The organism is Amycolatopsis sp. w19 (assembly GCF_051373225.1).
Taxonomy (GTDB): domain Bacteria; phylum Actinomycetota; class Actinomycetes; order Mycobacteriales; family Pseudonocardiaceae; genus Amycolatopsis; species Amycolatopsis japonica.
Window position 1 is genome coordinate 1 of sequence record NZ_JBPQFM010000034.1, and the last position, 22,363, is coordinate 22,363.

Annotated in this window: 20 protein-coding genes; 11 read left to right on the plus strand and 9 right to left on the minus strand. The window is 70.2% G+C overall.

Translation table 11 applies throughout. From position 1 onward, the window contains the following. The first annotated feature begins 238 nt into the window (after positions 1-238). A complete protein-coding gene (locus tag ACSMFO_RS37425; RefSeq protein WP_436462209.1) occupies positions 239-850 on the plus strand; it encodes a hypothetical protein in 612 nt (203 codons plus the stop codon). Positions 851-862: 12 nt separating this feature from the next. On the opposite strand, the gene ACSMFO_RS37430 is transcribed toward ACSMFO_RS37425, so the two are convergent. Then, a complete protein-coding gene (locus tag ACSMFO_RS37430) occupies positions 863-1,132 on the minus strand; it encodes a DUF2631 domain-containing protein (RefSeq protein ID WP_037342353.1) in 270 nt (89 codons plus the stop codon). Between the two features lie 95 nt (positions 1,133-1,227). On the opposite strand from ACSMFO_RS37430, the gene dxr reads away from it, so the two are divergent. The 6 genes from dxr to map all read left to right on the plus strand — a co-directional run bounded on the left by dxr (position 1,228) and on the right by map (position 8,707). After that, entirely contained in the window at positions 1,228-2,433 is a 1,206-nt protein-coding gene (gene dxr / locus ACSMFO_RS37435) for a 1-deoxy-D-xylulose-5-phosphate reductoisomerase (RefSeq protein WP_038509954.1), read from the plus strand. Positions 2,434-2,436: 3 nt separating this feature from the next. Next, complete coding sequence (locus ACSMFO_RS37440; RefSeq protein ID WP_037342355.1) at positions 2,437-3,681, plus strand: M50 family metallopeptidase; 1,245 nt, start codon at positions 2,437-2,439, stop codon at positions 3,679-3,681. A gap of 118 nt (positions 3,682-3,799) precedes the next feature. After that, positions 3,800-4,951, plus strand: coding sequence for a flavodoxin-dependent (E)-4-hydroxy-3-methylbut-2-enyl-diphosphate synthase (gene ispG, locus ACSMFO_RS37445; protein ID WP_073849032.1), 1,152 nt, complete (start codon positions 3,800-3,802; stop codon positions 4,949-4,951). 164 nt (positions 4,952-5,115) lie between these two features. Beyond that, positions 5,116-5,970, plus strand: a complete 855-nt coding sequence (locus ACSMFO_RS37450; protein ID WP_038509958.1) for a GNAT family N-acetyltransferase — start codon at positions 5,116-5,118, stop codon at positions 5,968-5,970. 50 nt (positions 5,971-6,020) lie between these two features. Further along, a complete protein-coding gene (locus ACSMFO_RS37455; protein ID WP_436462210.1) occupies positions 6,021-7,826 on the plus strand; it encodes a penicillin-binding transpeptidase domain-containing protein in 1,806 nt (601 codons plus the stop codon). 23 nt (positions 7,827-7,849) lie between these two features. Beyond that, positions 7,850-8,707 carry a type I methionyl aminopeptidase gene (gene map, locus ACSMFO_RS37460; RefSeq protein WP_436462211.1) on the plus strand — a complete coding sequence of 286 codons (858 nt, stop codon included), beginning with the start codon at positions 7,850-7,852 and terminating at the stop codon, positions 8,705-8,707. 78 nt (positions 8,708-8,785) lie between these two features. Here the strand turns inward: map and ACSMFO_RS37465 are convergent, their stop codons facing one another. Beyond that, complete coding sequence (locus ACSMFO_RS37465; RefSeq protein ID WP_436462212.1) at positions 8,786-9,475, minus strand: FadR/GntR family transcriptional regulator; 690 nt, start codon at positions 9,473-9,475, stop codon at positions 8,786-8,788. A 48-nt stretch (positions 9,476-9,523) separates the two neighbouring features. Between ACSMFO_RS37465 and ACSMFO_RS37470 the strand changes: the two genes are divergently transcribed. Together ACSMFO_RS37470 and ACSMFO_RS37475 are read left to right on the plus strand one after the other, a co-directional pair. Beyond that, positions 9,524-10,771, plus strand: a complete 1,248-nt coding sequence (locus tag ACSMFO_RS37470; RefSeq protein WP_073849030.1) for a CynX/NimT family MFS transporter — start codon at positions 9,524-9,526, stop codon at positions 10,769-10,771. A gap of 55 nt (positions 10,772-10,826) precedes the next feature. After that, entirely contained in the window at positions 10,827-11,339 is a 513-nt protein-coding gene (locus ACSMFO_RS37475; RefSeq protein ID WP_436462213.1) for a hypothetical protein, read from the plus strand. Positions 11,340-11,416: 77 nt separating this feature from the next. On the opposite strand, the gene ACSMFO_RS37480 is transcribed toward ACSMFO_RS37475, so the two are convergent. The 3 genes from ACSMFO_RS37480 to ACSMFO_RS37490 all read right to left on the minus strand — a co-directional run bounded on the left by ACSMFO_RS37480 (position 11,417) and on the right by ACSMFO_RS37490 (position 13,635). Continuing rightward, positions 11,417-12,811, minus strand: a complete 1,395-nt coding sequence (locus ACSMFO_RS37480) for a mycothione reductase (protein ID WP_436462214.1) — start codon at positions 12,809-12,811, stop codon at positions 11,417-11,419. 75 nt (positions 12,812-12,886) lie between these two features. Next, positions 12,887-13,120, minus strand: a complete 234-nt coding sequence (locus tag ACSMFO_RS37485) for a M15 family metallopeptidase (protein WP_436462215.1) — start codon at positions 13,118-13,120, stop codon at positions 12,887-12,889. Next, positions 13,117-13,635 (minus strand): hypothetical protein, encoded by a 519-nt coding sequence (locus tag ACSMFO_RS37490; RefSeq protein ID WP_436462216.1) that lies wholly within the window; start codon positions 13,633-13,635, stop codon positions 13,117-13,119. The genes ACSMFO_RS37485 and ACSMFO_RS37490 overlap by 4 nt, the downstream gene beginning before the upstream one ends. Positions 13,636-13,801: 166 nt before the next feature. Between ACSMFO_RS37490 and ACSMFO_RS37495 the strand changes: the two genes are divergently transcribed. Together ACSMFO_RS37495 and ACSMFO_RS37500 are read left to right on the plus strand one after the other, a co-directional pair. Continuing rightward, positions 13,802-14,635 carry a S1 family peptidase gene (locus ACSMFO_RS37495; protein WP_436462217.1) on the plus strand — a complete coding sequence of 278 codons (834 nt, stop codon included), beginning with the start codon at positions 13,802-13,804 and terminating at the stop codon, positions 14,633-14,635. A gap of 33 nt (positions 14,636-14,668) precedes the next feature. Then, entirely contained in the window at positions 14,669-15,151 is a 483-nt protein-coding gene (locus ACSMFO_RS37500; RefSeq protein WP_436462218.1) for a GNAT family N-acetyltransferase, read from the plus strand. Here ACSMFO_RS37500 and ACSMFO_RS37505 read toward each other — a convergent pair. From ACSMFO_RS37505 to ACSMFO_RS37520, 4 genes are all read right to left on the minus strand, one after another. After that, entirely contained in the window at positions 15,117-16,304 is a 1,188-nt protein-coding gene (locus ACSMFO_RS37505) for an 8-amino-7-oxononanoate synthase (RefSeq protein WP_436462219.1), read from the minus strand. The genes ACSMFO_RS37500 and ACSMFO_RS37505 overlap by 35 nt on opposite strands. Positions 16,305-16,406: 102 nt before the next feature. Next, the gene (locus ACSMFO_RS37510) at positions 16,407-17,906 is read right to left on the minus strand and encodes a DEAD/DEAH box helicase (protein ID WP_436462220.1); all 1,500 of its coding nucleotides are present in this window, start codon (positions 17,904-17,906) and stop codon (positions 16,407-16,409) included. Between the two features lie 344 nt (positions 17,907-18,250). Next, positions 18,251-19,192 (minus strand): serine protein kinase RIO, encoded by a 942-nt coding sequence (locus ACSMFO_RS37515; protein ID WP_037342368.1) that lies wholly within the window; start codon positions 19,190-19,192, stop codon positions 18,251-18,253. A 280-nt stretch (positions 19,193-19,472) separates the two neighbouring features. Then, on the minus strand, positions 19,473-22,337 hold the full coding sequence (locus tag ACSMFO_RS37520; protein WP_436462221.1) for an ATP-binding protein: 2,865 nt from the start codon (positions 22,335-22,337) through the stop codon (positions 19,473-19,475). Between the last annotated feature and the right edge of the window lie 26 nt (positions 22,338-22,363).

Below are 22,363 nucleotides of genomic sequence, written 5' to 3' on the forward strand. Positions count from 1 at the left end.
GGTAGATGTCGCAATCCACACCGAACCCGGAGGCCCTCCCTCATTCCAAGATCATCTGACTACGTGTCTCCCCGTTCACAACCTCCCGGGGCAGTACACCTAGGTACAGGAAGGGGGCCTTCATGTACTTCGGGCGGGTGAGCGTGGCGGTGAGCCCTCGGTCCAGGTGGTCGTGAGTGGCGATTCGGGTTAGAACACGAATCGCCACTCACGACCCACCGCACCGAACGGTCAACGCATGCTGAGCTCACTCACCGCCGCGTACCTCGCCCTTTCCCTCGTCCTGCTCCCGCCCACCGAGATCCGGCCCGACCAGGTCGAACACGTAGCCCTGCCGTGCGTCCAAGCGGGCGTGTCCGCCGACGACACCGACTCCGCCCAAAGCCTCAACCAGCAACTCGCCACCAAGATGCGCGGCTACATGAACCCGTACAACACCTCGTGCGCCAGAGTGATCGTCGAGACCGTCCAGAGACAGGGGCTCAACGATCGCGCGGCGGCCATCGCGATCGCCACGGTGATCGTCGAGTCGAGCATCGCCAACCTCGACGGCGGCCTCGGCGACTCGGTCGGGCTCTTCCAGCAGCGCGCGAGCTGGGGGAGTTTCGAGCAGCGGACCGATCCGGTCTGGGCGACCGGCCGGTTCCTCGCCGTGATGCGGCAGTTCTACCCGAACGACTCGTGGAACAACGTCGCCATCGGAGAGGTCGCCGCGGCGATCCAGCGGCCGGCGGCGAAGTACCGGCATCGCTACGGGGTCGAGGCGGACGACGCGGTCAAGATCGTCAACGAGCTGTGGTCCCAGAACGGCGAATGGCCCCGGCCCACGAAGGTGGACAGGGGCCATTGAGCCGTGAAGGAGCTACTTGCGCCAGGCCGTGCGCTGCTTGCGGATGTCGAGCACCAGCCCGAACATCATCAGCAGCGACAGGCCGATCAGCCACAGGTTCTCGGTCCAGCCGTGGTGGTTGCCGTACAGCATCACCAGCAGGATGATCGCGCTCAGCCAGCCCGCGATCCGCGTCGCCTTCGGGAAGGAACCGTGCCAGCCCCACTCGGCCGACGGCTCGTCGCGCGGGTCGACGGTGTCGACGCCCACCCGGCCGCGCTTTTCGACCGCTTTGCTCGCCACGATCAACTCCTCAAAACCCGATGGTTCGCTTGCCCGCGAATGATCCCACACCTGGCTGCACGCGCCCGACGGGCCCCAAGCGACAATGAGCCCCGATGACTACCTCGCGAAGTGTGCTCGTGCTCGGTTCGACCGGATCGGTCGGCGCCCAGGCCCTCGACGTCGCGGCCCGCAACCCGGAGCTGTTCCGGGTCGCCGGGATCGCCGCGGGCGGCTCCGACCCCGCCGCGCTGGCCGCGCAGGCCCTGGCGCACCAGGTCGACGCCGTCGCCATCAGCAGGCCGACGGCCGTCGAAGACCTGCAGCTCGCGCTGTACGCCGAGGCGCAGAAGCGCGGCTACTCCAGCGGCGACTTCAAGCTCCCGCGCATCTTCGCCGGGGCCGACGCGGTCGTCGAGATGATCGACGCCACCCCTGTCGACGTCGTGCTCAACGCGCTTCCCGGTTCCCAGGGCCTCCCGCCGACCCTGCGCGCGCTCGCCACCGGCGCCACGCTCGCGCTGGCCAACAAGGAGTCGCTGATCGCGGGCGGCCCCCTGGTCCTGGCCGCGGCCAAACCCGGACAGCTGGTCCCGGTGGATTCCGAGCACTCCGCGATCGCGCAGGCCCTGCGCGCCGGCCGCGAGTCCGAGGTCGCCCGGCTGGTGCTCACCGCCTCGGGCGGCCCGTTCCGCGGGCGCAAGCGCGAGGAACTGGCCGACGTCACGGTCGAGCAGGCGATGGCGCATCCGACCTGGTCGATGGGCCCGCTCATCACGATCAACTCGTCCACTTTGGTCAACAAGGGCCTGGAGCTGATCGAGGCGAAGCTCCTGTTCGACATCGAGACCGACCGCATCGACGTGGTCGTCCACCCGCAGTCGATCATCCACTCGATGGTGACCTTCGTGGACGGTTCGACGATCGCCCAGGCCAGCCCGCCCGACATGCGGCTGCCGATCGCGCTGGCGCTGCACTGGCCGGATCGCGTGCCCGGCGCCGCGGCCGCGTGCGTCTGGGACAAGCCCGCGAGCTGGACTTTCGAGCCGCTGGACAACGAGGCGTTCCCGGCCGTCGAGCTCGCGAGGCACGCCGGAACCGTGGGCGGTTGCGTCCCGGCGGTCTACAACGCGGCGAACGAGGAGCTGGTGGCCGCCTTCCTGGCACAGAACACCGGCTTCACCTCGATTGTGGACACTATTGCCCAGGTGGTGGAAGCCGCCGACGAATGGCGTCGCGAACCTCGCGACGTGGATGACGTACTAGCTGCCGAGCGCTGGGCTCGCGCGCGTGCCGGTGCGCTGATCGGTAAGGGGAAGTAGCGCGTGCTCTGGTTCATTCTCGGGATCGTGCTGTTCGCGCTGGGTATCTGCCTGTCCGTCGCCCTGCACGAAGCCGGTCACATGTGGGCGGCCAAGGCCTTCGGCATGAAGGTCCGGCGCTACTTCATCGGCTTCGGGCCGACGATCTTCTCCTTCCGCCGCGGTGAGACCGAGTACGGCGTGAAGTGGATCCCGCTCGGCGGGTTCTGCGACATCGCGGGCATGACCGCGCTCGACGAGGTCACCCCGGAAGAGTCGAAGCGCGCGATGTGGCGCTTCAAGACCTGGAAGCGCACCGTCGTCATGTCGGCGGGCTCGGCGATGCACTTCATCCTCGGTTTCGTCATTCTCTACCTGATGGCCGTCACCATGGGCCTGCCGAACCCGGCCGCGCAGGCCGCTCCCACCGAAGCCGTGATCAGCGCCACGTCCTGCGCCCGCGCGGCCACCACGGTGGAGCAGCTGAACGACACCACCTGCCCGCCGAACGCCCCGACCCCCGCGAAGACCGCCGGTCTCCAGGCGGGCGACAAGGTCGTCTCCGTCGCGGGCAAGCCGATCAAGACCTGGCGCGAGATGCTGGCGGCCGTCCAGGTAGCCAGCGGCCCGACGCCGTTCGTGGTCGAACGGAACGGGCAGCGGCTGAACCTGACCGTCGACGTGCCGCGCGTGCAGCGGCTGGTCGCCGACGGTTCCAACAACACCACGGTCAAGGACGTCGGCATGATCGGCGCCTCGCCGATCCAGAACACCGCGCCGCCGCTGCTCACCTACGGCCCGGTCGACGCCATCGGCGGGACGCTCAGCTTCACCGGCACGATGTTCTCCGAGACCGCCAAGCGGCTGATCGAGTTCCCGTCGCGGATCCCCGCGGTGGTGGATTCCATCTTCGGCGGCGAGCGCGACCCGAACACCCCGGTCAGCGTCGTCGGTGCCAGCCGGATCGGTGGCGAGGCGGCCGAGCGCGGCCTGTGGGAGATCTTCGTGCTCCTGCTGGCGAGCCTGAACTTCTTCATCGGCGTGTTCAACCTGCTGCCGTTGCTCCCGCTCGACGGCGGGCATATCGCGGTCGTCTGGTACGAGCGGGTCCGCGACTGGATCCGGAAGCTGCGTGGCAAGGCGGCGGGCGGACCGGTCGACTACACGAAGCTGTCCGCGGTCACGATGGTGCTCGTCTTCATCGGCGGCGCGGTGACCCTGCTCACCGTCACCGCCGACATCGTGAACCCGGTCAAGCTGTTTCAGTGACGCGGGAGGACGGCGACGGAGCGCGCTGTCAGCATCATTGGGCTGCCCAGGTAATGCTGCTCACCGTGACGGCTGACGTCGTGGATGTCCGCCGATCGGGGTAGGTACGCTTGACGGCGTGACTGTCGCTCTTGGTATGCCAGCGCTTCCCCCTCCCGTCCTCTCCGAGCGTCGTAAGACCCGACAGCTGCAGGTCGGGCCGGTGGGCGTCGGCAGCGAGCACCCGATTTCGGTGCAGTCGATGACCACCACGCTCACTTCCGACGTCAACGCGACGCTGCAGCAGATCGCCGAGCTCACCGCTGCGGGCTGTGACATCGTGCGCGTCGCGTGCCCGTCGGCGGACGACGCCGAAGCGCTGCCCGCGATCGCGAAGAAGTCGCAGATCCCGGTGATCGCCGACATCCACTTCCAGCCGAAGTACGTCTTCGCCGCGATCGAGGCGGGCTGCGCCGCGGTCCGGGTGAACCCGGGCAACATCCGCAAGTTCGACGATCAGGTCAAGGAGATCGCGAAGGCCGCGAAGGACCACGGCACCCCGATCCGGATCGGCGTCAACGCGGGTTCGCTGGACAAGCGGATCATGGACAAGTACGGCAAGGCGACCCCGGAGGCGCTGGCCGAGTCGGCGCTGTGGGAGGCGTCGCTGTTCGCCGAGCACGACTTCTACGACGTGAAGATCTCCGTGAAGCACAACGACCCGGTGGTCATGGTACGCGCGTACGAGATCCTCGCCGAGCAGTGCGACTACCCGCTGCACCTCGGGGTCACCGAGGCGGGCCCGGCGTTCCAGGGCACCATCAAATCGGCCGTCGCGTTCGGCGCGCTGCTGCGGCAGGGTATCGGCGACACGATCCGCGTCTCGCTGTCGGCACCGCCGGTGGAAGAGGTCAAGGTCGGGATCCAGATCCTGCAGTCGCTGAACCTCAAGGAGCGCAAGCTCGAGATCGTCTCCTGCCCCTCGTGCGGCCGTGCGCAGGTGGACGTCTACACGCTCGCCGAGCAGGTCACCGCCGGCCTGGAGGGCATGGAGGTCCCGCTGCGCGTCGCGGTCATGGGCTGCGTCGTCAACGGTCCCGGTGAAGCGCGTGAGGCCGACCTCGGTGTCGCGTCGGGTAACGGAAAGGGCCAGATCTTCGTGAAGGGCGAGGTCATCAAGACCGTGCCGGAGCACGCGATCGTCGAGACGCTGATCGAAGAGGCCATGCGCATCGCCGAGGAGTCGGGCCAGACGATCGGTGAGGGAGAGCCGACCGTCACTGTCGGCTGAGTCCGGCCGAGTGGTCGAGACCACGCTAGGAAAGGTCCTTTCCTCGCAAATTTTGCAAGGAAAGGACCTTTCATGGCACTTGGCGGCCCCGACCTGCCGAAGTTCTCTCAGCGTGTCGTGAAGCTTGCGTTCCGTTTGTGCCGCTCATCTGGCACCCTGGAGTGGTGTTGCGGCTTGCAGGTGCACGGCTGCTCGATGATCGGGACTATCCCGCGGTCCGTGCCGCGCTCGCCACAGACCCGGTCGGCAGCTGCATGGTCAGTGCCAGGGTGGAGACCGCGGGTCTCGACCCCTGGCGGCTCGGTGGCGAGCTCTGGGCCGCGGATTCCCGTCCGGTGCGCGCGGGCAGGCTCCAAGGGCTGTGCTTCTCCGGGCCGAATCTGATCCCGTTGCGCGGCAACGCCTCCGCTCTGCGTTCCTTCGCCGATCGCGCCCTGCGCCGTCAGCGGAGCTGCTCGTCGCTCGTCGGCCCGGCCGAGCAGGTACTGGGGCTGTGGGACGAACTCGAGCCGGAATGGGGCCCCGCCAGGGAAGTCCGGCACGACCAGCCGTTGATGGCGCTCGACGGGATCCCGTCCGTCGCCGCCGATCCGCTGGTCCGCGCGGTGCGCCCGGAGGAACTCGACCGGTACCTCCCGGCCGCGATCGCCATGTTCGTCGAGGAGGTCGGCGTCGACCCCCGCAACGGTGACGGTGGCGCCGGATATCGCGCCCGCGTCGCGGAGCTGATCGCCGGCGGCCGCGCGTTCGCGCGGTTCGAAGACGGCGAGGTCGTCTTCAAGGCCGAGATCGGCGCGATGTCCTCCACGGTCGGCCAGATCCAGGGTGTCTGGGTGCATCCGGAACGCCGCGGCGGCGGTCTCGGCACCGCCGGGACGGCGTCCGTGGTGACCAGGCTCGTCCGCGGGATGGGCCGCACGGCCAGCCTGTACGTCAACGCCTACAACAGCCCCGCGCTCGCCGCCTACCGCAAGATCGGCTTCCAGCAGGTCGGGCAGTACGCGACGGTTCTGTTCTAGATCGGCGTTGCGCCAGGGTGGACAGTGCCCGGACTGGCAGGATCCGGGGCATGCAAGCAGGTCGTCGTGTCGCCGTCGTCGTGCTCGCGGGGGTGGTGGGCCTCTCGGCCGCCGGGTGCGGGCTCTTCGCCGATTCCGGGCCCGAAGACGCGATCACGGGTTTCCTCGACGGGCTCGCCTCCGGTGACGTCGCCGCCGCTGCCTTCTTCACCGATTCGCCGGACGCCGCGCGGTCCTCGGTGGAGATGACGAGGAAGGCGCTTTCCCCCGAGTCGATCAAGGTCGCGGCCGACGAGGTCCGGCACTCGTCCGGCGCGGACAACGCGACGGCGACCTATCGGCTCACCTGGAACCTCCCGCGCGGCCGGGTCTGGACGTACAAGGCCGACGCGCAGCTCCATTCCACCCAGGACGGCTGGAAGGTGCGCTGGCTGCCGACCGTCCTTCATCCGCAGCTGGCCGCGCAGCAGAGCATCGCGCTGAAGGCCGACCCGCCGGATCTCGCGCCGGTGCTGGACCGCGACGGGATGCCGTTGCTGCGCCCGCAGACGGTCGTCAGCGTCGTGCTCGACCCGGCGAAGGCGGGCGACCTGGTGGCCGTCACCGACAAACTCGGCGCGGCGCTCAACCGGTTCGAGCCGTCGGTGACCGGCCAGTCGATCCGCGACGGCGTGAAGACGCTCAAACCCGGCTCCGGCTATCCGGTGGTGAGCCTGCGGGCGAACAGCTACCAAGAGGTGAAGCCCGAGATCTACGACCTGCCCGGTGTCCGGTTCAGCCAGCAGGAAAGGCTGCTGCCGGACGACAAGAACTTCGGCAAGCAGGTGCTGCCCGTGGTCCGGTCGCTCGTCGAAGATCAGGTTGAGGGCTCGGCGGGCTGGCGCGTCGTCACGCTCGACACGGGTGGCGGCGAGATCGTCGACCTGCACTCCGAACACCCCAAACCGGCGCCCGCGGTCGTCAGCACGCTGAGCGTGAAGGCGCAGGGTTCGGCGGAACGGGCGCTCGCCCCGGTCCCGACGGCGTCCGCGCTGGTCGCGATCCAGCCGTCGACCGGCGAACTGCTGGCGGTGGCGCAGAACGCCCCGGCCGACCCGCAGGGCGCGATCGCGCTCACCGGCCGCTTCCCGCCGGGCTCCACGTTCAAGATGGCCACCGCCGTCGCGGCGCTGTCCGCGGGCTCGGTGCGGGCGGACAGCCCGGTGGATTGCCCCGGCACGGCCACCTTCGAGAACCGGACGGTGCCGAACGAGGGCAAGTTCGCCCTCGGCGTCGTCCCGCTGTCCACGGCGTTCGCCAAGTCCTGCAACACGACGTTCGCGAAGCTCTCGACCGACCTGCCTCCCGCCGCCCTGACCGACGCCGCGCGCGACCTCGGCGTCGGCGCCGACTTCGTGATCCCGGGCCTGACGACGATCACCGGTTCGTCACCGCCGGCGAACACCGTCGCGCAGCGGGCGGAGAACGGGTTCGGCCAGGGGACCGTCGTGGCGAGCCCGTTCGGGCTGGCGGTCGCCACCGCGACGGTCCAGTCGGGGAAGGTCCCGGTGCCGACACTGGTGCGGGGTATGGCCACCACGTCGTCCGGGCTCGGCAAACCGATCAAGCCGGAGGTGCTCGACGCCCTCCGCGGGATGATGCGCGAAGTCGTCACCGACGGCACGGCGACACTGCTCAAGCCCTTGCCGGACGTCCGGGGCAAGACCGGGACGGCGCAGTTCGGCGACGGCACGCACGCGCACGGCTGGTTCGTCGGCTACACCGGGGACCTGGCCTTCGCGGTGCTGACGACCGACGCGGGGACGTCCAGGCCCGCGGTCGAGGCCGCGCAGCGCTTCCTGACGGGGCTCGGTTAGCCGCCAGGTCGTAGGCTGGGCCCATGTCCGTTCGCTCCCCCTTGAAGCCCGGCGTCCAGACGCCGAGGCGAGTCGTCCCCGCCAGCATCGCCCGTCCCGAGTACGTCGACCGGCCGGCGCCGAAACGCGACACGGGCAACGGGGTCCGCACGCCCGAGGTCATCGAGGCGATGCGGGTCGCGGGCCGGATCGCGGCGCAGGCGCTGGAGGAGGGCGGCAAGGCCGTCAAGCCCGGTGCGACCACCGACGACATCGACAAGGTGATCCACGAGTTCCTGCTGGACAACCACGCGTACCCGTCGACGCTGGGCTACCGCGCGTTCCCGAAGTCGTGCTGCACCTCGCTCAACGAGGTGATCTGCCACGGCATCCCGGATTCGACGGTGATCGAGGACGGCGACATCTGCAACATCGACGTCACCGCGTTCATCGGCGGCGTCCACGGCGACACCAACGCGACGTTCCTGGCGGGTGACGTCTCGGAGGAGGCGCGGCTGCTGGTCGAGCGCACGCGTGAGGCGACCATGCGCGCCATCAAGGCCGTCCGCCCCGGCAGGCAGCTCAACGTCATCGGCCGCGTCATCGAGGCGTACGCGAAGCGGTTCGGCTACGGGGTCGTGCGCGACTTCACCGGCCACGGTGTCGGGCCGGCGTTCCACACCGCGCCGACCGTCCTGCACTACGAGGAGCCGTCCGTCGAGACGGTGATCGAGCAGGGCATGACCTTCACGATCGAGCCGATGATCACCCTCGGCACCATCGACTACGACATCTGGGCCGACGACTGGACCGTCACCACCAAGGACAAGAAGTGGACGGCCCAGTTCGAGCACACCCTCGTGGTGACCGAGGACGGCGCGGAGATCCTCACCCTGCCGTAGGCGGGCTGAAGGGGCCCTTCACCGCATGCGATGCGGTGAAGGGCCCCTTTGCTGCGTCCTATGTGGGGAAAGTCCCCTTCAGCTCTCGTCCTGCTCCACCCTGGCCAGGAGTTCGTCCAGGAAACCGCACGCCTCGCTGGCTGCCCGGTCGGCGTCGCGGTCGGCGATGGCCTCGGCGAGGCCTTCGTGCCCTATCTCCGGCAGGTACTCGCGCCCCGGCGTCACGTTCGACGTGGCGGCCACGCTGGCCGTGATCACCTCGGTGAGCCCGCGGTACATCTCGGTCAGCAGGGCGTTATGTCCACTTTGGACGACCGCGAAGTGGAATTCCGCGTCGAGGCGGGCGAAGTCCTCCCAATGGCCGTCGCGCAGCTCGGCGTTGCGGCGTTCGAGCAGGGACCGCAGCTCGACGACCTCCTCCTCGGTCCGCGACACGGCCGCGAGCCGGGCGCCCTCGACCTCGAGGATGCGCCGCACCTGCAGCACCTCGCGCAGTTCGGAACCGCAGAGCCGCCGGATGGCGCCCGAGACCTCGCTCGTCGCCCGCACGTAGGTTCCGTCGCCCTGGCGGACCTCGAGCAGCCCCGTGTGCGCGAGCGCGCGAACGGCCTCGCGGACGGTGTTGCGTCCGACGCCGAGTTGCCCGGCCAGCTCAGGTTCCGTCGGAATCCGCTGACCGATGGGCCATTCTCCCTGCGTGACGGCGTCACGCAGCTGCTCGATGACCTGATCGACCAGGCCGGCACGGCGCGTGGTGGCCAATGGCACAGCGTTGTCCCTTCATCCAATCATCCTATGTATGTGATACTAGCCGACGTGCGTGTCGACTCTCGAGAATCCGTGGCCCCGTTCGACGAAAGCCTTGAACTCGAAGGCTCGATCGAAACGGAGTGGCGGCCGGGAGTGATCACCGGCGGCGTCCTGCTCGGTGTCGCGGTGATCCTGGTGGCCCTCAATCTGCGGCCCGCGATCACCAGTATCGGCCCCATGCTCGGCGAAATGCGCGACGACCTCGGCGCCACGGCGACCTGGGCCGGCGTGCTCACCACGCTCCCGGGCCTCTGTTTCGCCGCCGCCGGACTCGCCGCGCCACTGCTGGCCCGCCGGTTCGGCATCGGCGCGGCCATCGCGTCCGCGCTTTCGGTGCTGGCCGTCGGCCTGGTGCTGCGCGTGATCGACGGACCGTACGTCGTGCTCGGGGGAACCCTGGTCGCCACGGCGGGAATCGCCTTGGCGAACGTACTGATCCCGGTCGTCATCAAGGACTCCTTCCCGGCACGTGTCGGCATGATGACCGGCGTGTACACCGCCGCTCTGCAGGGCGGGGGCGCCCTGGGGTCCGCGCTCACCCCTCCCTTGGAGAACGCGTTCGGCGGCTGGCGCCAAGGTCTCGGCGCCTGGTCGGTCTTGGCGGTGCTCGCACTCCTCGTCTGGATTCTCGCAGCCCGCGGTGCGGGACGTGCGCCCGTTGCCGAGGCAGGCAAGCAGGGTAGCGGGCGATCGCTCCTGCGTAGCCCCCTTGCGTGGATGGTCACGCTTTTCTTCGGCACTCAGGCCTTTTTGGCCTACGTCGTGATGGGCTGGCTGCCGGAGGTGATGATCGACGCGGGGGTGAGCAAGGGTGATTCCGGGCTGCTGCTCGGGTTGATCTCGCTCATCGCCGTCCCGATCAGTCTCGTGGTGGCGCCGATGGCCGCCCGGCACAAGAGCCAGAGCCCGTGGATCGTCGGGCTGGGCGTTCCCGGCTTCGTCGGCATGGTCGGCATGATGGTCGCGCCCGCCGCTTCGCCTCTGCTCTGGTGTCTCCTGATCGGGCTCGGGATGAGCGTCTTCTCGCTCGCGCTGACGGTGATCGCGCTGCGGGCGCGCACCGGCGAGGACACCGCGCGGCTGTCGGGGATGGCGCAGGGCATCGGCTACCTGATGGCGGCCGTCGGGCCGTTCCTCTTCGGGCTGCTTCACGATCTCACCCACGGCTGGACCGTTCCCTGGATCATGATGCTCGTGGTCTTCGCCGCCCAGATGACCTTCGGTGCCTTCGCCGGTCGTCGCCGCTTCGTCTGAACGCGTTCAAAAAACTTCTTGACCCGTCCCGGGGCGGAGCCATAACCTGAGCGAGTTGAACCTGTTCAAAAACTCGATCCTGGGGGTCGGCGTGGTGGAGGGACTGGCGTACGGCTCGGCTCTGGCGTGTTTCGCCGCGGTGTGTGTCGCCGTGGTGCCGGAGCGGGCGCCCGCCGTGCTCTCGCCGCACGAGTTCTACCGCGCCGTCGACCGGGTGTGCGTGCGGGTGTGGAAGGACAGTGGCGCCGAGATCCAGCGCTACTGGCCGGATCCGGAGGGGGAGGCCGCGACGGAGCTGCGCAAGTGGCAGCACTACGTCGCGGTGAAGGTGGACGACGCCAAGGACGTCCTCAAGGGGGCGATGGGGGTCCGTGCGGTGCCAGGAGGGGCGGCATCGGCGCGGGAGGAGTTCTTGGCGGCGATCCGCCGGTACGTCGAGGCGGGCGAGCGGTTCTCGGGGGAGGGGGCCCGCTCGCCCGCCCTGATGGCCGTCTCGGACACCACGGGGAACGCAGTCGGCGAGCTGGCGGCGCGGAACGGGGCCCGCGCCTGCGACCGCGTCGTCTGACTGGCGCGTTTCGTCCTCTGAATGCGCCTCACCCGGGCGTCCGGGGAGCGCATTCAGAGGACTAAATGCGGCGGGGGTCAGTCCAGGGGCAGGTTCAGCAGCGCGTTCTCGACCAGTTCCGGCATCGCCGGATGGATCCAGTACTGCCCGCGCGCCATGCTCTTCGCGTCGAGACCGAAGCTCATCGCCTGGATCAGCGGCTGGATCACCGAAGACGCCTGCGGGCCGATGATGTGCGCGCCCAGCAGCTGCCCGGTGGCCGGGTCGGCGAGCAGCTTCGCGAAGCCGGTGGTGTCCTCCATCGCCCAGCCGTAGGCGATGCCCGCGTAGTCCTGGTGCGACGTCACGTACGACACGCCACGCTCGCGCGCCTCGCGTTCGGTCAGCCCGACCGAAGCGACCTGCGGCGAGGTGAAGACCGCGTGCGGGACGAACCGGTGGTCGGCTTCGATCCGCTCGTCCGGGTGCAGCAGGTTGTGCTGCACGACGCGCTGCTCGTGGTTCGCGACGTGCTTCAGCTCGTAGACCGACGAGAGGTCGCCGAGGGCGTAGATCCCGTCGACCACGGTCTGCTGGTATTCGTCGACCACGACGTGCCCGCGCTCACCCGTGGTCACGCCGGTGGCGGCGACGTCGAGGAGGTCGGAGTTCGGGGTGCGGCCGGTCGCGACCAGGAGCACGTCGGCCTCGACGGTTTCGGCGCCTTCCGGACCCTCCAGATCCAGAGCGACACCCGACGCGGTCTTGCGCGCGCGGACGGTCTTCCGGTCGAGGCGGACGTCGAACCGCTGCGAGGCCAGTTCGGTGAACCGGGCGCTGACGTCGTCGTCCTCGGAGCGCAGCAGCGCGCCGGACCGGTTGACCACGGTCACGTTCACCCCGAACGAGGCGAAGACGTGCGCGAACTCGGCCGCGATGTACCCGCCGCCGATGATCACGATGCTCGACGGCAGCTCGTCGAGCCGCATCACCGTGTCGGAGGTGTGGTAGCCGGTCTCGGCGAGGCCGGGGACGTCCGGGATCACCGGCCGCCCGCCGGCGGCGAGCACGAACTTGTCGGCGGTGATCGTCTCGGCAGGGCGGCCGTCGGAGTAGCTCACCCGAAGTTCCTTGTGCCCGGTGAAGCGGCCTTCGCCCTCGTACACGGTGACGTTCTTGTTGTCCTCGTGCTGGACGCGGTACTCCCGGCCGCCGGCGGCGATCGGGTCGATCCGGCCGAAGATCCGGTCGCGCACATCGCGCCAGCGGACGCCGGTCAGCTCCTCGTCGACGCCGAACTTCGACGACGTGGCGGGGGTGGCCGCGACGTTGGCGGCGTGCACGAACATCTTCGTCGGGATGCAGCCCACGTTCAGGCAGGTGCCGCCGAACGTGCCCTTCTCCACGATCGCCGTGTTCCAGTCCGCGAAACGCGGGTCGAGGATCGAGTTGCCCGATCCGGTACCGACGATCACCAGGTCGTAGTGGGGCACGCTGTCTTCCTTTGCGGCGGGGGAGCGGGTGGTTCCGACTCTAGCCAACTTGTCACGGCGAGCGGTTGTTCCCGGTCAGTGCCCGTTGGCGCTGAAGTGCATCCGGTCCTTCGGCGTCGTCCACGTGCCGCCCCAGGTCCAGCCGATCGCGGCGAAGGCGGCCACGGTCGGGTCCCCGGCGGTGATCATCCCCGGCCGCCGGTTTTCCCGGTCGAGATACGCCGACGCGAGCTCGGGCAGCACGAGGTCGCCCTTGGTGTTGTTCCCGTCACCCGTCGGGGGAGCGGTGAGTTCGGCGGGAGCGGTCACGCGCCCCTCTTTTGATCGTCTACTGCCTCGATCGGGAACTTCGCGGCGAACAACTGCCCGAACACGGTGACGACGGCGTTCGCGACCGACGCGTTCACGAGCATTTCCCCGGTGTGCGCGCGGCCGTCGAAACCCCAGAACGACAACGTGAGATAGCGCAGTTCGCCCGCCGTGACCGGGCAGGCCGGCTGCCACGTGCTGCGCGCGAGAACCCCTGCGGGAACGGGATTCACCGTGCCCGCGAACCGGTTCCCGGCGGGCGGGGGCAGCAGGTCGGCGGTCGGCAGGGAACGGTTCGCCAGTACGGGAGGAGTCGGGAGGATCTGCCCGAAACCGTCACGGCGCAAGGGAAGCGGCTTCGCGCCGACCTGCCAGACGGGGGTGGGTGGCGGGGCCGAGGTCGTCGGAGTCGTTGCCGCCGAAGAGGTTTGTGCCGGGCCGCCGGTGACGGCCGGGCTCGAACACGAGAAGAGCAGAAGGGCCGTAGCCGCCAGAATCGTCGCCGTAGCCCGCACGACGTCCAGGGTGACAGCTGCGTTCGGTGAGCACAGTTCCACCCGTTTCAGTGACACCGCATCGGGCTTTCTCCGATTAGGGTATTCGCGATCGCTCGTGTACGCGCTGGAGTCGAATGACTTCCCAGGGTTTGACCGTACGTACGCCCCGGTGAAGGGACAGAACATGCCCAAGAAGTCACGTCGCACGCTGCTGCTCGCGGTCGGAGCGGTCCTCGCGACGGCGGTGATGGTGCCGGTCGCGGTCAACAGCGCGTCGGCGGACGACAGCGCGGTGAGCGGCCCGGAGCAGGCCGCCCAGCCGCGGATCGTGGGCGGTGGCAAGGCTTCGGTCTCGCAGTATCCGTACGCGGTCTACTTGGCCGATCGCGGCGGCAACCAGTACTGCGGCGCGGTGATCGTCAGCTCCACGACGGTCGCGACGGCGGCGCACTGCGCGGTCGCGGTCAAACGCGCCGACGTCCGCGTGGTGGCGGGTCGCGAGGACAAGCGTTCGCGCGACGGCGTCGAGCTGCGGGTCTCGCGGATCTGGGTCAGCCCCGACTACAGCGGCGATCCCGGCAAGGGCGACGACATCGCGGTGATGACGGTCAGCGGTCAGCTGCCGTACCGGCCCGCGAAGGTCGCGGACAACGGCAACGCCGACCTGTACCAGGAAGGCACGAAGGCGACGGTCCTCGGCTGGGGCCGGGTCGCCGACGGCGGCGCGCGGTCGGACTACCTGCGCAGCGCGGTCGTCCCCGTGGTCAGCGACAAGACCTGCCGCACCGCGTACTCGGGCTACGACCCGAGCGACATGGTGTGCGCCGGCTACGACGAGGGCGGCGTCGACGCCTGTCAGGGCGATTCGGGCGGACCGCTCATGGTGGGGGACACGCTGATCGGGATCGTGTCGTTCGGCGAAGGCTGCGCGAAGGCGGGCAAACCCGGCGTCTACACCCGCGTCTCCCACTTCGCGAACGAGATCTCCCAGCAGAAGAACCGGGGCCTGATCGGCTGATCGATGCCTTCTTCACGTCCGATGTGCTAACAAGTGGGCGTGAGCACCGACACCCCGATCATCGAGACCTCGTCGTTCCCGCTGTCCGTCGCCGGTGACGAGATCACCGCCGCGCAGCTGCACGGCATCCTCCGCCTGCGCGTGGACGTGTTCGTCGTCGAGCAGGACTGCGCCTATCACGAGATCGACGGACGCGACCTCCTGCCCGGCACGCGGCACCTCTGGGTCGGCGGTTCCGTCGCCGTCGACTCGTACCTGCGGGTGTTGCAGGACGCCGGCGGCACCTTCCGCATCGGCCGGGTATGCACGGCCGTCCGCTCACGCGGCAAAGGGCTCGCGGGACGGCTGATGGAGACCGCCCTCGCGGGGATCGGGGACGCGCCGTGCGTCCTCGACGCGCAGACGTACGCGACGAGTTTCTACGCCAAGTACGGTTTCGTGGCCGAAGGCGAAGAGTTCATGGAGGACGGGATCCCGCACATCACGATGTGGCGCCGGGAGGCGCCGCGGCCGTGATCACGGCGACCGCGCGGTCCACGTCGGCCTCGGTGAGGTCGGCCCGCGCGGTCAGGCGCAGGCGGGAGATGCCGTCGGGCACGGACGGCGGCCGGAAGCAGCCGACCCGCACGCCCTGATCGGCGCACGCGGCCGCCCACGCGACGGCCGACTCCGGGGACGGCGCCTGTACCGAGATCACCGCGGCGTCCGGGAGACCGACCCGGAAACCCGCCGATTTCAGTTGCATCGCAAGGTTTCCCGCGGCTTCGGTCACCTTGGTGGCCAGCTCCGGCTCGGCCTTCAGCGCGGTGAGGGCGGCCAGCGCGGCGGCGGCACTGGCGGGCGCGAGCCCGGTGTCGAAGATGAAACTGCGCGCGGTGTCGACGAGATGTTTGATCACGCGACGCGGTCCGAGCACCGCTCCGCCTTGCGCCCCAAGGGATTTCGACAGCGTGATCGTGGTGACGACGTCCGGCGCGCCGGAGAGCCCCGCCGCGTGGACGGCGCCGCGGCCGCCCTCGCCGAGGACGCCGAAACCGTGCGCGTCGTCGACGAGCAGCGACGCGCCGTGCTCCCGGCAAACACCGGCGAGCTGCTCCAACGGGGCGATGTCACCGTCGACGGAGAACACGGAATCGGTGACGACGAGGGCGCGCGGTTTGCGGCGGGTCGCCAGCGCGTGCTTGAAGGCGTTCGGGTCGCTGTGCGCGACGGCGGCGATGTCCGACCGGGACAGGCGGCAGCCCTCGATCAGCGAGGCGTGGATGTACTTGTCCGTGACGATCGCGGAATCCGCGCCGGACAGGGCCGTGACGGCGCCGAGGTTCGCGGTGAAACCGGACGAGAAGACCAGCGCGGCCTGCGTGCCGCAGAAGCGGGCGAGTTCGTGCTCGAGTTCGGCGTGGACCTCGGTGGTGCCGGAGACGAGCCGGGAGCCGGTCGCCCCCGCGCCCCAGCGCAACGCGGCCGCGGCCGCCGCACCGGCGACGCGCTTGTCCCTGGCGAGCCCGAGGTAGTCGTTTCCGGCGAGGTCGAGCTCCGGCTCCTGCGCCTGCCGGATGCGCAGCTTGCGCACCAGCCCGGCCTCGGCCCGCTTCTCAGCCTCCACGTCGAGCCAGTCGAAGACCTGGTCGGGCGGGAGGTTCTGGGAGGCGGGGCCGGGAGAAGTCACGTCCCGCAGTCTCCCATCCGCCGTCCGCGAGTACATGAAGGCCCCCTTCCTTGCGCCAGGCGCAAGGAAGGGGGCCTTCATGTACTTCTGGCCGGGATTACCTCAGCTGTCGTAGCTGCGACGCGGGCGTCCGCCCGGACGCTGCGGACGGCCGTTGCCGCCGCCGCCCTCGCCACGACGCGGGCGGCCGCGGAAGCCACCGGGACGGCCGCCTTCGCGGTGACCGTGACCCTCGCGCGAACCCTGGTAACCGCGGTCGCCGCCACCGTAGCCACGGCCACCGCCGCGACGCGGGGACTCACGACGACGCTCGACGACCGGCTCGCCGCTGGGCTGCTGCGCACCGGTGATGCGGGCGAGTTCGGCGTCGCCCGGGCGGACCGTGGTCTGCTCGGCGCGGACGCCGGCGCGGTCGGTCATCCGGCGCACCATGCGGCGCTGGTCGTGGGTGACCAGCGTGACCACGACACCGGACGCCCCGGCGCGCGCGGTGCGGCCGGCGCGGTGCAGGTAGTCCTTGTGGTCGGCGGCCGGGTCGACGTGCAGCACCAGCGAGATGTCGTCGACGTGGATACCGCGCGCGGCGACGTCCGTGGCGACGAGGACGGGCGCGTAGCCCTCCTTGAAGTCCGCGAGGACGCGGTTGCGCTGGCCCTGGGTCTTGCCACCGTGCAGGGCGGCCGCGTGGACGCCCTTCTCGCGCAGGCGCTCGGTCAGGCGGTCCACGTGGTGCTTGGTGCGGACGAACATGATCGTGCGGCCCTCACGGGCGCCGATCTCGGTGATGATGTCCTGCTTGTCCTGGTGCGACACCTGGAACACGTGGTGGTCCATGGTGGTGACGCTCGCGGTCGACGGGGCGACCGAGTGCGTGACCGGGTCGGTCAGGTACGCGCGGACCAGCCGGTCGACGTCACCGTCGAGGGTGGCCGAGAACAGCAGGCGCTGGCCGCGGGCCGGGGTCAGGTCGAGGATCTCGCGGACCTGCGGCATGAAGCCCATGTCGGCCATCTGGTCGGCCTCGTCGAGCGCGACGAAGTTGACGTCGGACAGCGACGCGGTGCCCTGGCGGACGTGGTCCGACAGCCTGCCGGGGGTGGCGATCAGCAGGTCGACACCGCGGGAAAGCGCGTCGGCCTGGCGGGTGAAGGCCATACCGCCGACGGCGGTGCGGCACCACAGGCCGAGGGACTTGGCCAGCGGGGTCAGCGAGTCGGCGACCTGCATGGCCAGCTCGCGGGTCGGGACCAGGATCAGCGCGCGCGGGTGCTTCGGACGGGCACGGCCGCCGTTGAGCCGGGTCAGCATCGCGAGGCCGAAGGCCAGGGTCTTGCCGGAACCGGTCTGGGCGCGGCCGAGCACGTCGCGACCGGCGAGCGCGTCGGGGATGGTCGCCGACTGGATCGGGAACGGGGTGGTGATACCGGCGTCGGCCAGCGCCCGCAGCAGCGGGTCGGGAAGGCCGAGTTCCGCCCAGGTCTTCGCCTTGACCGTCTCGACGGCGTCTTCACGCAGCATCGCGTCACCCGCGGGGCGGGTGCGCGGCTTGCGGTGCTGACGCGCCGACGGTGAGACGTGGCCGGAGTTGAACGTGACTGTCACAAATGCCTCTCGGACGTGGCACGTCGCAAGGAGGCCCGGGCTGCCCGCACGCAGGCAGGGCAAGATGGTGTGCACAGATGGGCGTTCACAGGGACGAACCCGGCACACCGCGTCTGCGTGACACCGCGCGCCAATGGATTGATACGGATACCGCGAGCCATTCGGTTGGCTTTGGAGGCGACGGACACCAACTCATCCACGCCGCCGGTTGCGGTCTGTCACTACTGTACCGGACCGTTATCCGGCCTCCCAACTGGAGGGACCGATTGTGGGCAGGGTCTCCACGGCGGGGTCTTCCCCGGCGTGATCGTGCCGGGGAAGACCCATCGAGACACTGTGGACGGTCAGCGGAGGCCGGCGATCTCCTGCAACTCCTCGATCAGCTCCGGCACCGCCGTGAGCCGCTCCGGCAGCCCCCGCGAGTGGAACCAGGTCGCGATGTTGCGCACGTCCCGCGCGAGGAACTCCAGCCCGCCGGGATTGGCCACGATGTCGACCACCTGGGGCAGGTCGATCACCATGATCCGTTCGCGGTGCACGAGCAGGTTGTACGCCGAGAGGTCACCGTGCGCGAGCCCCTGCGACGCCAGCAGTTCCAGCATCGCCGAGGTCTGGAACCACAGTTCCCGCAACTGGTCGGGTTCAGGCCGGACCTGTGCCAGCCGCGGCGCGGCCGTCTCGCCCTCGCCGAGGAATTCCAGCAGCAGTTCGGTGCCGTCGCGCTGCACCGGGTACGGCACGGGCGCGCCGACCGACCAGAGCCTGCTCAGCGCGCCGAACTCGGCCACGGCCCACTGTTCGGCGATGAGGTTGCGGCCGAAGCTGCTGCGCGACTCCATCGCCCGCATCTCCCGCGAACGCCGCATCCGCCTGCCTTCGAGGTAGCCGGCGTCACGATGGAACAGCCGGTGCTCGCCGCTGCGGTACCGCTTGGCGGCTAGCACGGTGCCCTCGGTGCCAGGCAGGTTGCGCCGGACGAGGTGGACGTCCGCCTCCTTGCCGGTTTTGAGGATGCCGAGTTCGGTGTCGACCGCCGCCAGTTCGGTGATCACCCAGTCCGGGCGCGGCAGCGGTCCTTGCTCCGCTTCTCCCCAGGTGCTCCAGCGGTCGGCGCCGTCGGGGATGGCGGTCTCGGTGTAGGCGTCCTCCCGCAACCGGGCGAGGCGGACGCGTTCGGCTTCGGTGAGCCGTCCGCCTCGGGTGGGTTCGGGTTCGTCGTCGAAACGGGCACGACGGGTACGGCGAGGACGTTGTTCGTAAGACTCTTCGAGATCGTGCTTGCGCACTGGTGGGTTCTCCTAGATCAGGGATGCCCCACCGGGCGAGCGTCGTGGCTCCGCGCTCAGCCGCGAGGGGCGAGTGGATGGGGGCGGCCAAGGCCCCGGACAGTCATCAGCACGAGGCACCTCCCTGTCGCATCCACCGGCTCCCTGCCGGATCGCGGACGATCATCCCTCGCCACCTGGACGACCGCAACCGATTTAATTCCCGGTGCGGCCAAGTACATGAAGGCCCCCTTCCTTGCGTCTGGCGCAAGGAAGGGGGCCTTCATGTACTTGCTGATCGCTACGCCGACCGCAGCCCCGCCAGCTCACTCCGCGACCGCACCTTCAGCTTCCGCAGCACGCTCGCGACGTGCTGTTCCACCGTGCGCCGGGACAGGAACAGCACCTCGGCGATCTCCCGGTTGGTGTGCCCCGCGGCCAGCAGGCGGGCGACGTCGCGCTCCCGCGGGGACAGCTCGTCGCCGTAACCCCGGCGGCCGCGCCGCGAGGGGGCGACGGCGCCGGTGGACCGGAAGGCGTGGCGGCAACGCGCGGCGTCACGCGTCGCGCCGAGGTGGTCGAAAGTCTCCGCTAGCGACGCGAACGTCTCTGCGACGTCCTCGTTGCGGGCCAGGCGGCAGCGCGCGGCCCGTTCGGCGATCAGCGCCGCGTGATAGGGCGCGGGGAGCGCCTCGAAGCGGGTCCGCGCCTGCTCGAAGGCCTCGATCGCCTCCGCGTGGTCGCCCCGGGACGCCGCGACGAGCCCGCGGTTCGCGGCGAGCGCGGCCCGGGTCGACGGTGCGTCGAGGTCGCCGACCTCGCGTTCGAACTCGTCCGTGAGCGCTTGCGCCTCGGCGTCCCGCCCCGTGGCGCAATACGCGTCGACGGCGGCCATCACCAGATCGGCGCCCCAGGCCCAGACACCCTTGGCGCGCAAGAGTTCCAGCCCCTTCTCGGCCTGCGTCACGGCGGCCTCGCCGAGATCCTGCGCGAGCAGCATGCCCGCCATCCCGGCGTGCGCGGCGATCGCGACCGGGGTGAACGCGTTCTCGGGCTGATCCGCCGCGGTACCGGCGAACCGGGCCGCGGCCTCGTCCCATTCGCCGCGCGCGGCGGCGAGCAGGCCCAGCACCAGGCACAGTTCGCTGGTCACCGGCAGGAGGTCGCGGTACTCGTCGATCAGCGCGCCGGCCCGTTCGGCGAGGCCGTCCCAGTTCCCGGTGAGCCAGTCGGTGTGGACGGCCGTGGCGCGGGCCGTGCTGACGACGTACGGCGCACCGCAGTCGGCGGCGAGCTGCATCCCGCTGCGCAGCAGGCTCCTGGCCCGCCGGTGGTGGCCGGTCCAGGCGCAGGCGTCGGCGCTGTTGCAGTGCAGCCGCGCCAGATGCCGTTGTTCGTCGGCGGAACCGGCGGTGGTGGGCGCCCGGTCCAGCATGTCCCAGCCGCGTGTGTCCCCGATGTGCAGCCGTGACGCCGCGTTGTTGGCCAGCAGGATGATCTTCAATCGCCGGTCGGTCGCCCGGTCGATGAGCTCGTCCACCCGGTCCATCCAGCGCCGGTGCTCCCGCAGCGGGGTCGCGCCGACCCACGGCTGGGCGAGGACGCCCATCCCGCGGCCCGCCAGATCGGGCCGGTCGGAGAGGTCGTTGACGGCGATCTCGATCTCGGTCCGCGCCGCCTCCAGCCCGCCCGCCTGGCGCACCAGCAGGAGCCCGAGCCCCAGCCGGACCTCGCCGCTCAGGCGCCCGGACAGCCTGCCGTCGGTGAGCAGCCGCTCCAGCGCCGGGACGACTTCGGTCTGCGCGAGTCCGTTGCACGCCACCGAGCTGAACTTGACCGCGAGTCTGTCCACATCGGACGGTTGAAGGCCCGGCTCGTCGAGCAGGGTGCGGAGCAGATCGGTCGCGGTGGCGAGATCGCCGACCGTCGACGCCTGATCCGCGGCGGCTTCGCCGTACTTCAGGGCACCGGCGCGGTCTCCCGCCTTCCGGCAGTGCTCGGCCAGCCGCACCAAGGACTGCGGGAGGCGGTCGCGCAGCAGCCGCGCGGCCCGCCGGTGCAGTTCCTGGCGATCGGGGCCGGGGATGGTGAGATACGCGGCTTGCCGGGCGAACGCGTGCCGGAACCCGTACCTGCCTTCTCCGGACTCCACGAGGACGTTGCGTTCGAGCGCGAGGACCAGCGCGCGGCGGGCGCGTTCGGGGGTGAGCGCGGCCACGGCGGCCAGCAGGTCCGAAGTGGACGGTGTGCCGAGGACGGCGGCGGCCTCGGCGATCCGCCGGGCGGCGGGCGGCAGCGCCATGAGGCGTTCGACCGTCGCTTCCCGCAGCAGCGCCGGGACTTCGACGGTGTCGAGCAGACGTCGCGCGGTCGCGCCGTCGGCGTGCACCGCGCCTTCGACGCCGCCGATCGCGTGCACGATCTCCTCCACCACGAACGGGATCCCCGCGGTCCGCTCGTGCAGCCGCGCGGCGAACTCGGCGGAGACGTTCGCTTCGCCGAGCAGGGCCGAAACCAGTGCCTGGACGCCGTCGCGGTCCAACGGCCGGAGGGTCACGAGCGCGTGCGCGGTGCCGGGAGCGGGCCGGTAGGCGCTGCCGAGCGGGATGCCGCCGGGAGTCTCCTCGCGCCGGTACGTGAGCAGGAGCGTCAGGCCCGCGGGCGGTTCGGTCATCAGGAACCGCAGCAGGCGGCGGGAACCGTCGTCCGCCCAGTGGAGGTCTTCGATGAGCAGGACGTGCGGGCCCAGCGAGCCGAGCAGTTCCCGGACGGCGCGGAAGAGCTGGTGGCGTTCGGTCCTCGGATCGGACGGCCGCGGCGGCGGCTGAGGCAGGAATGCCGCGAGCTCGGGCAGGTAAGGCGCGAGGACACCGGTCACCGGGCTGAGCTCACGCGCCGGGCGGACGTCCTTCAGCGCGTCGAAGATCACGCCGTACGGGAAAGGCTCGCGCAGCGGCTGGCAGGTCGCGGTGAGGACCGGCCGTCCGGCCAGTTCGGCGCAGGCCAGCAGTTCGGTGGCGAGCCGGGTCTTGCCCACCCCCGCTTCGCCTTCGAGCATGATCACCGACGGCGAGCGCAACGCGCCGTCGAGGAGCTCGCGTAATTCCGCCTCACGGCCGACGAGTACCGGCGAACTCGTCCTGCGTCGGCAGCCACCGATCACCATGCCGGGTCACCCCCGCTTCACGAACC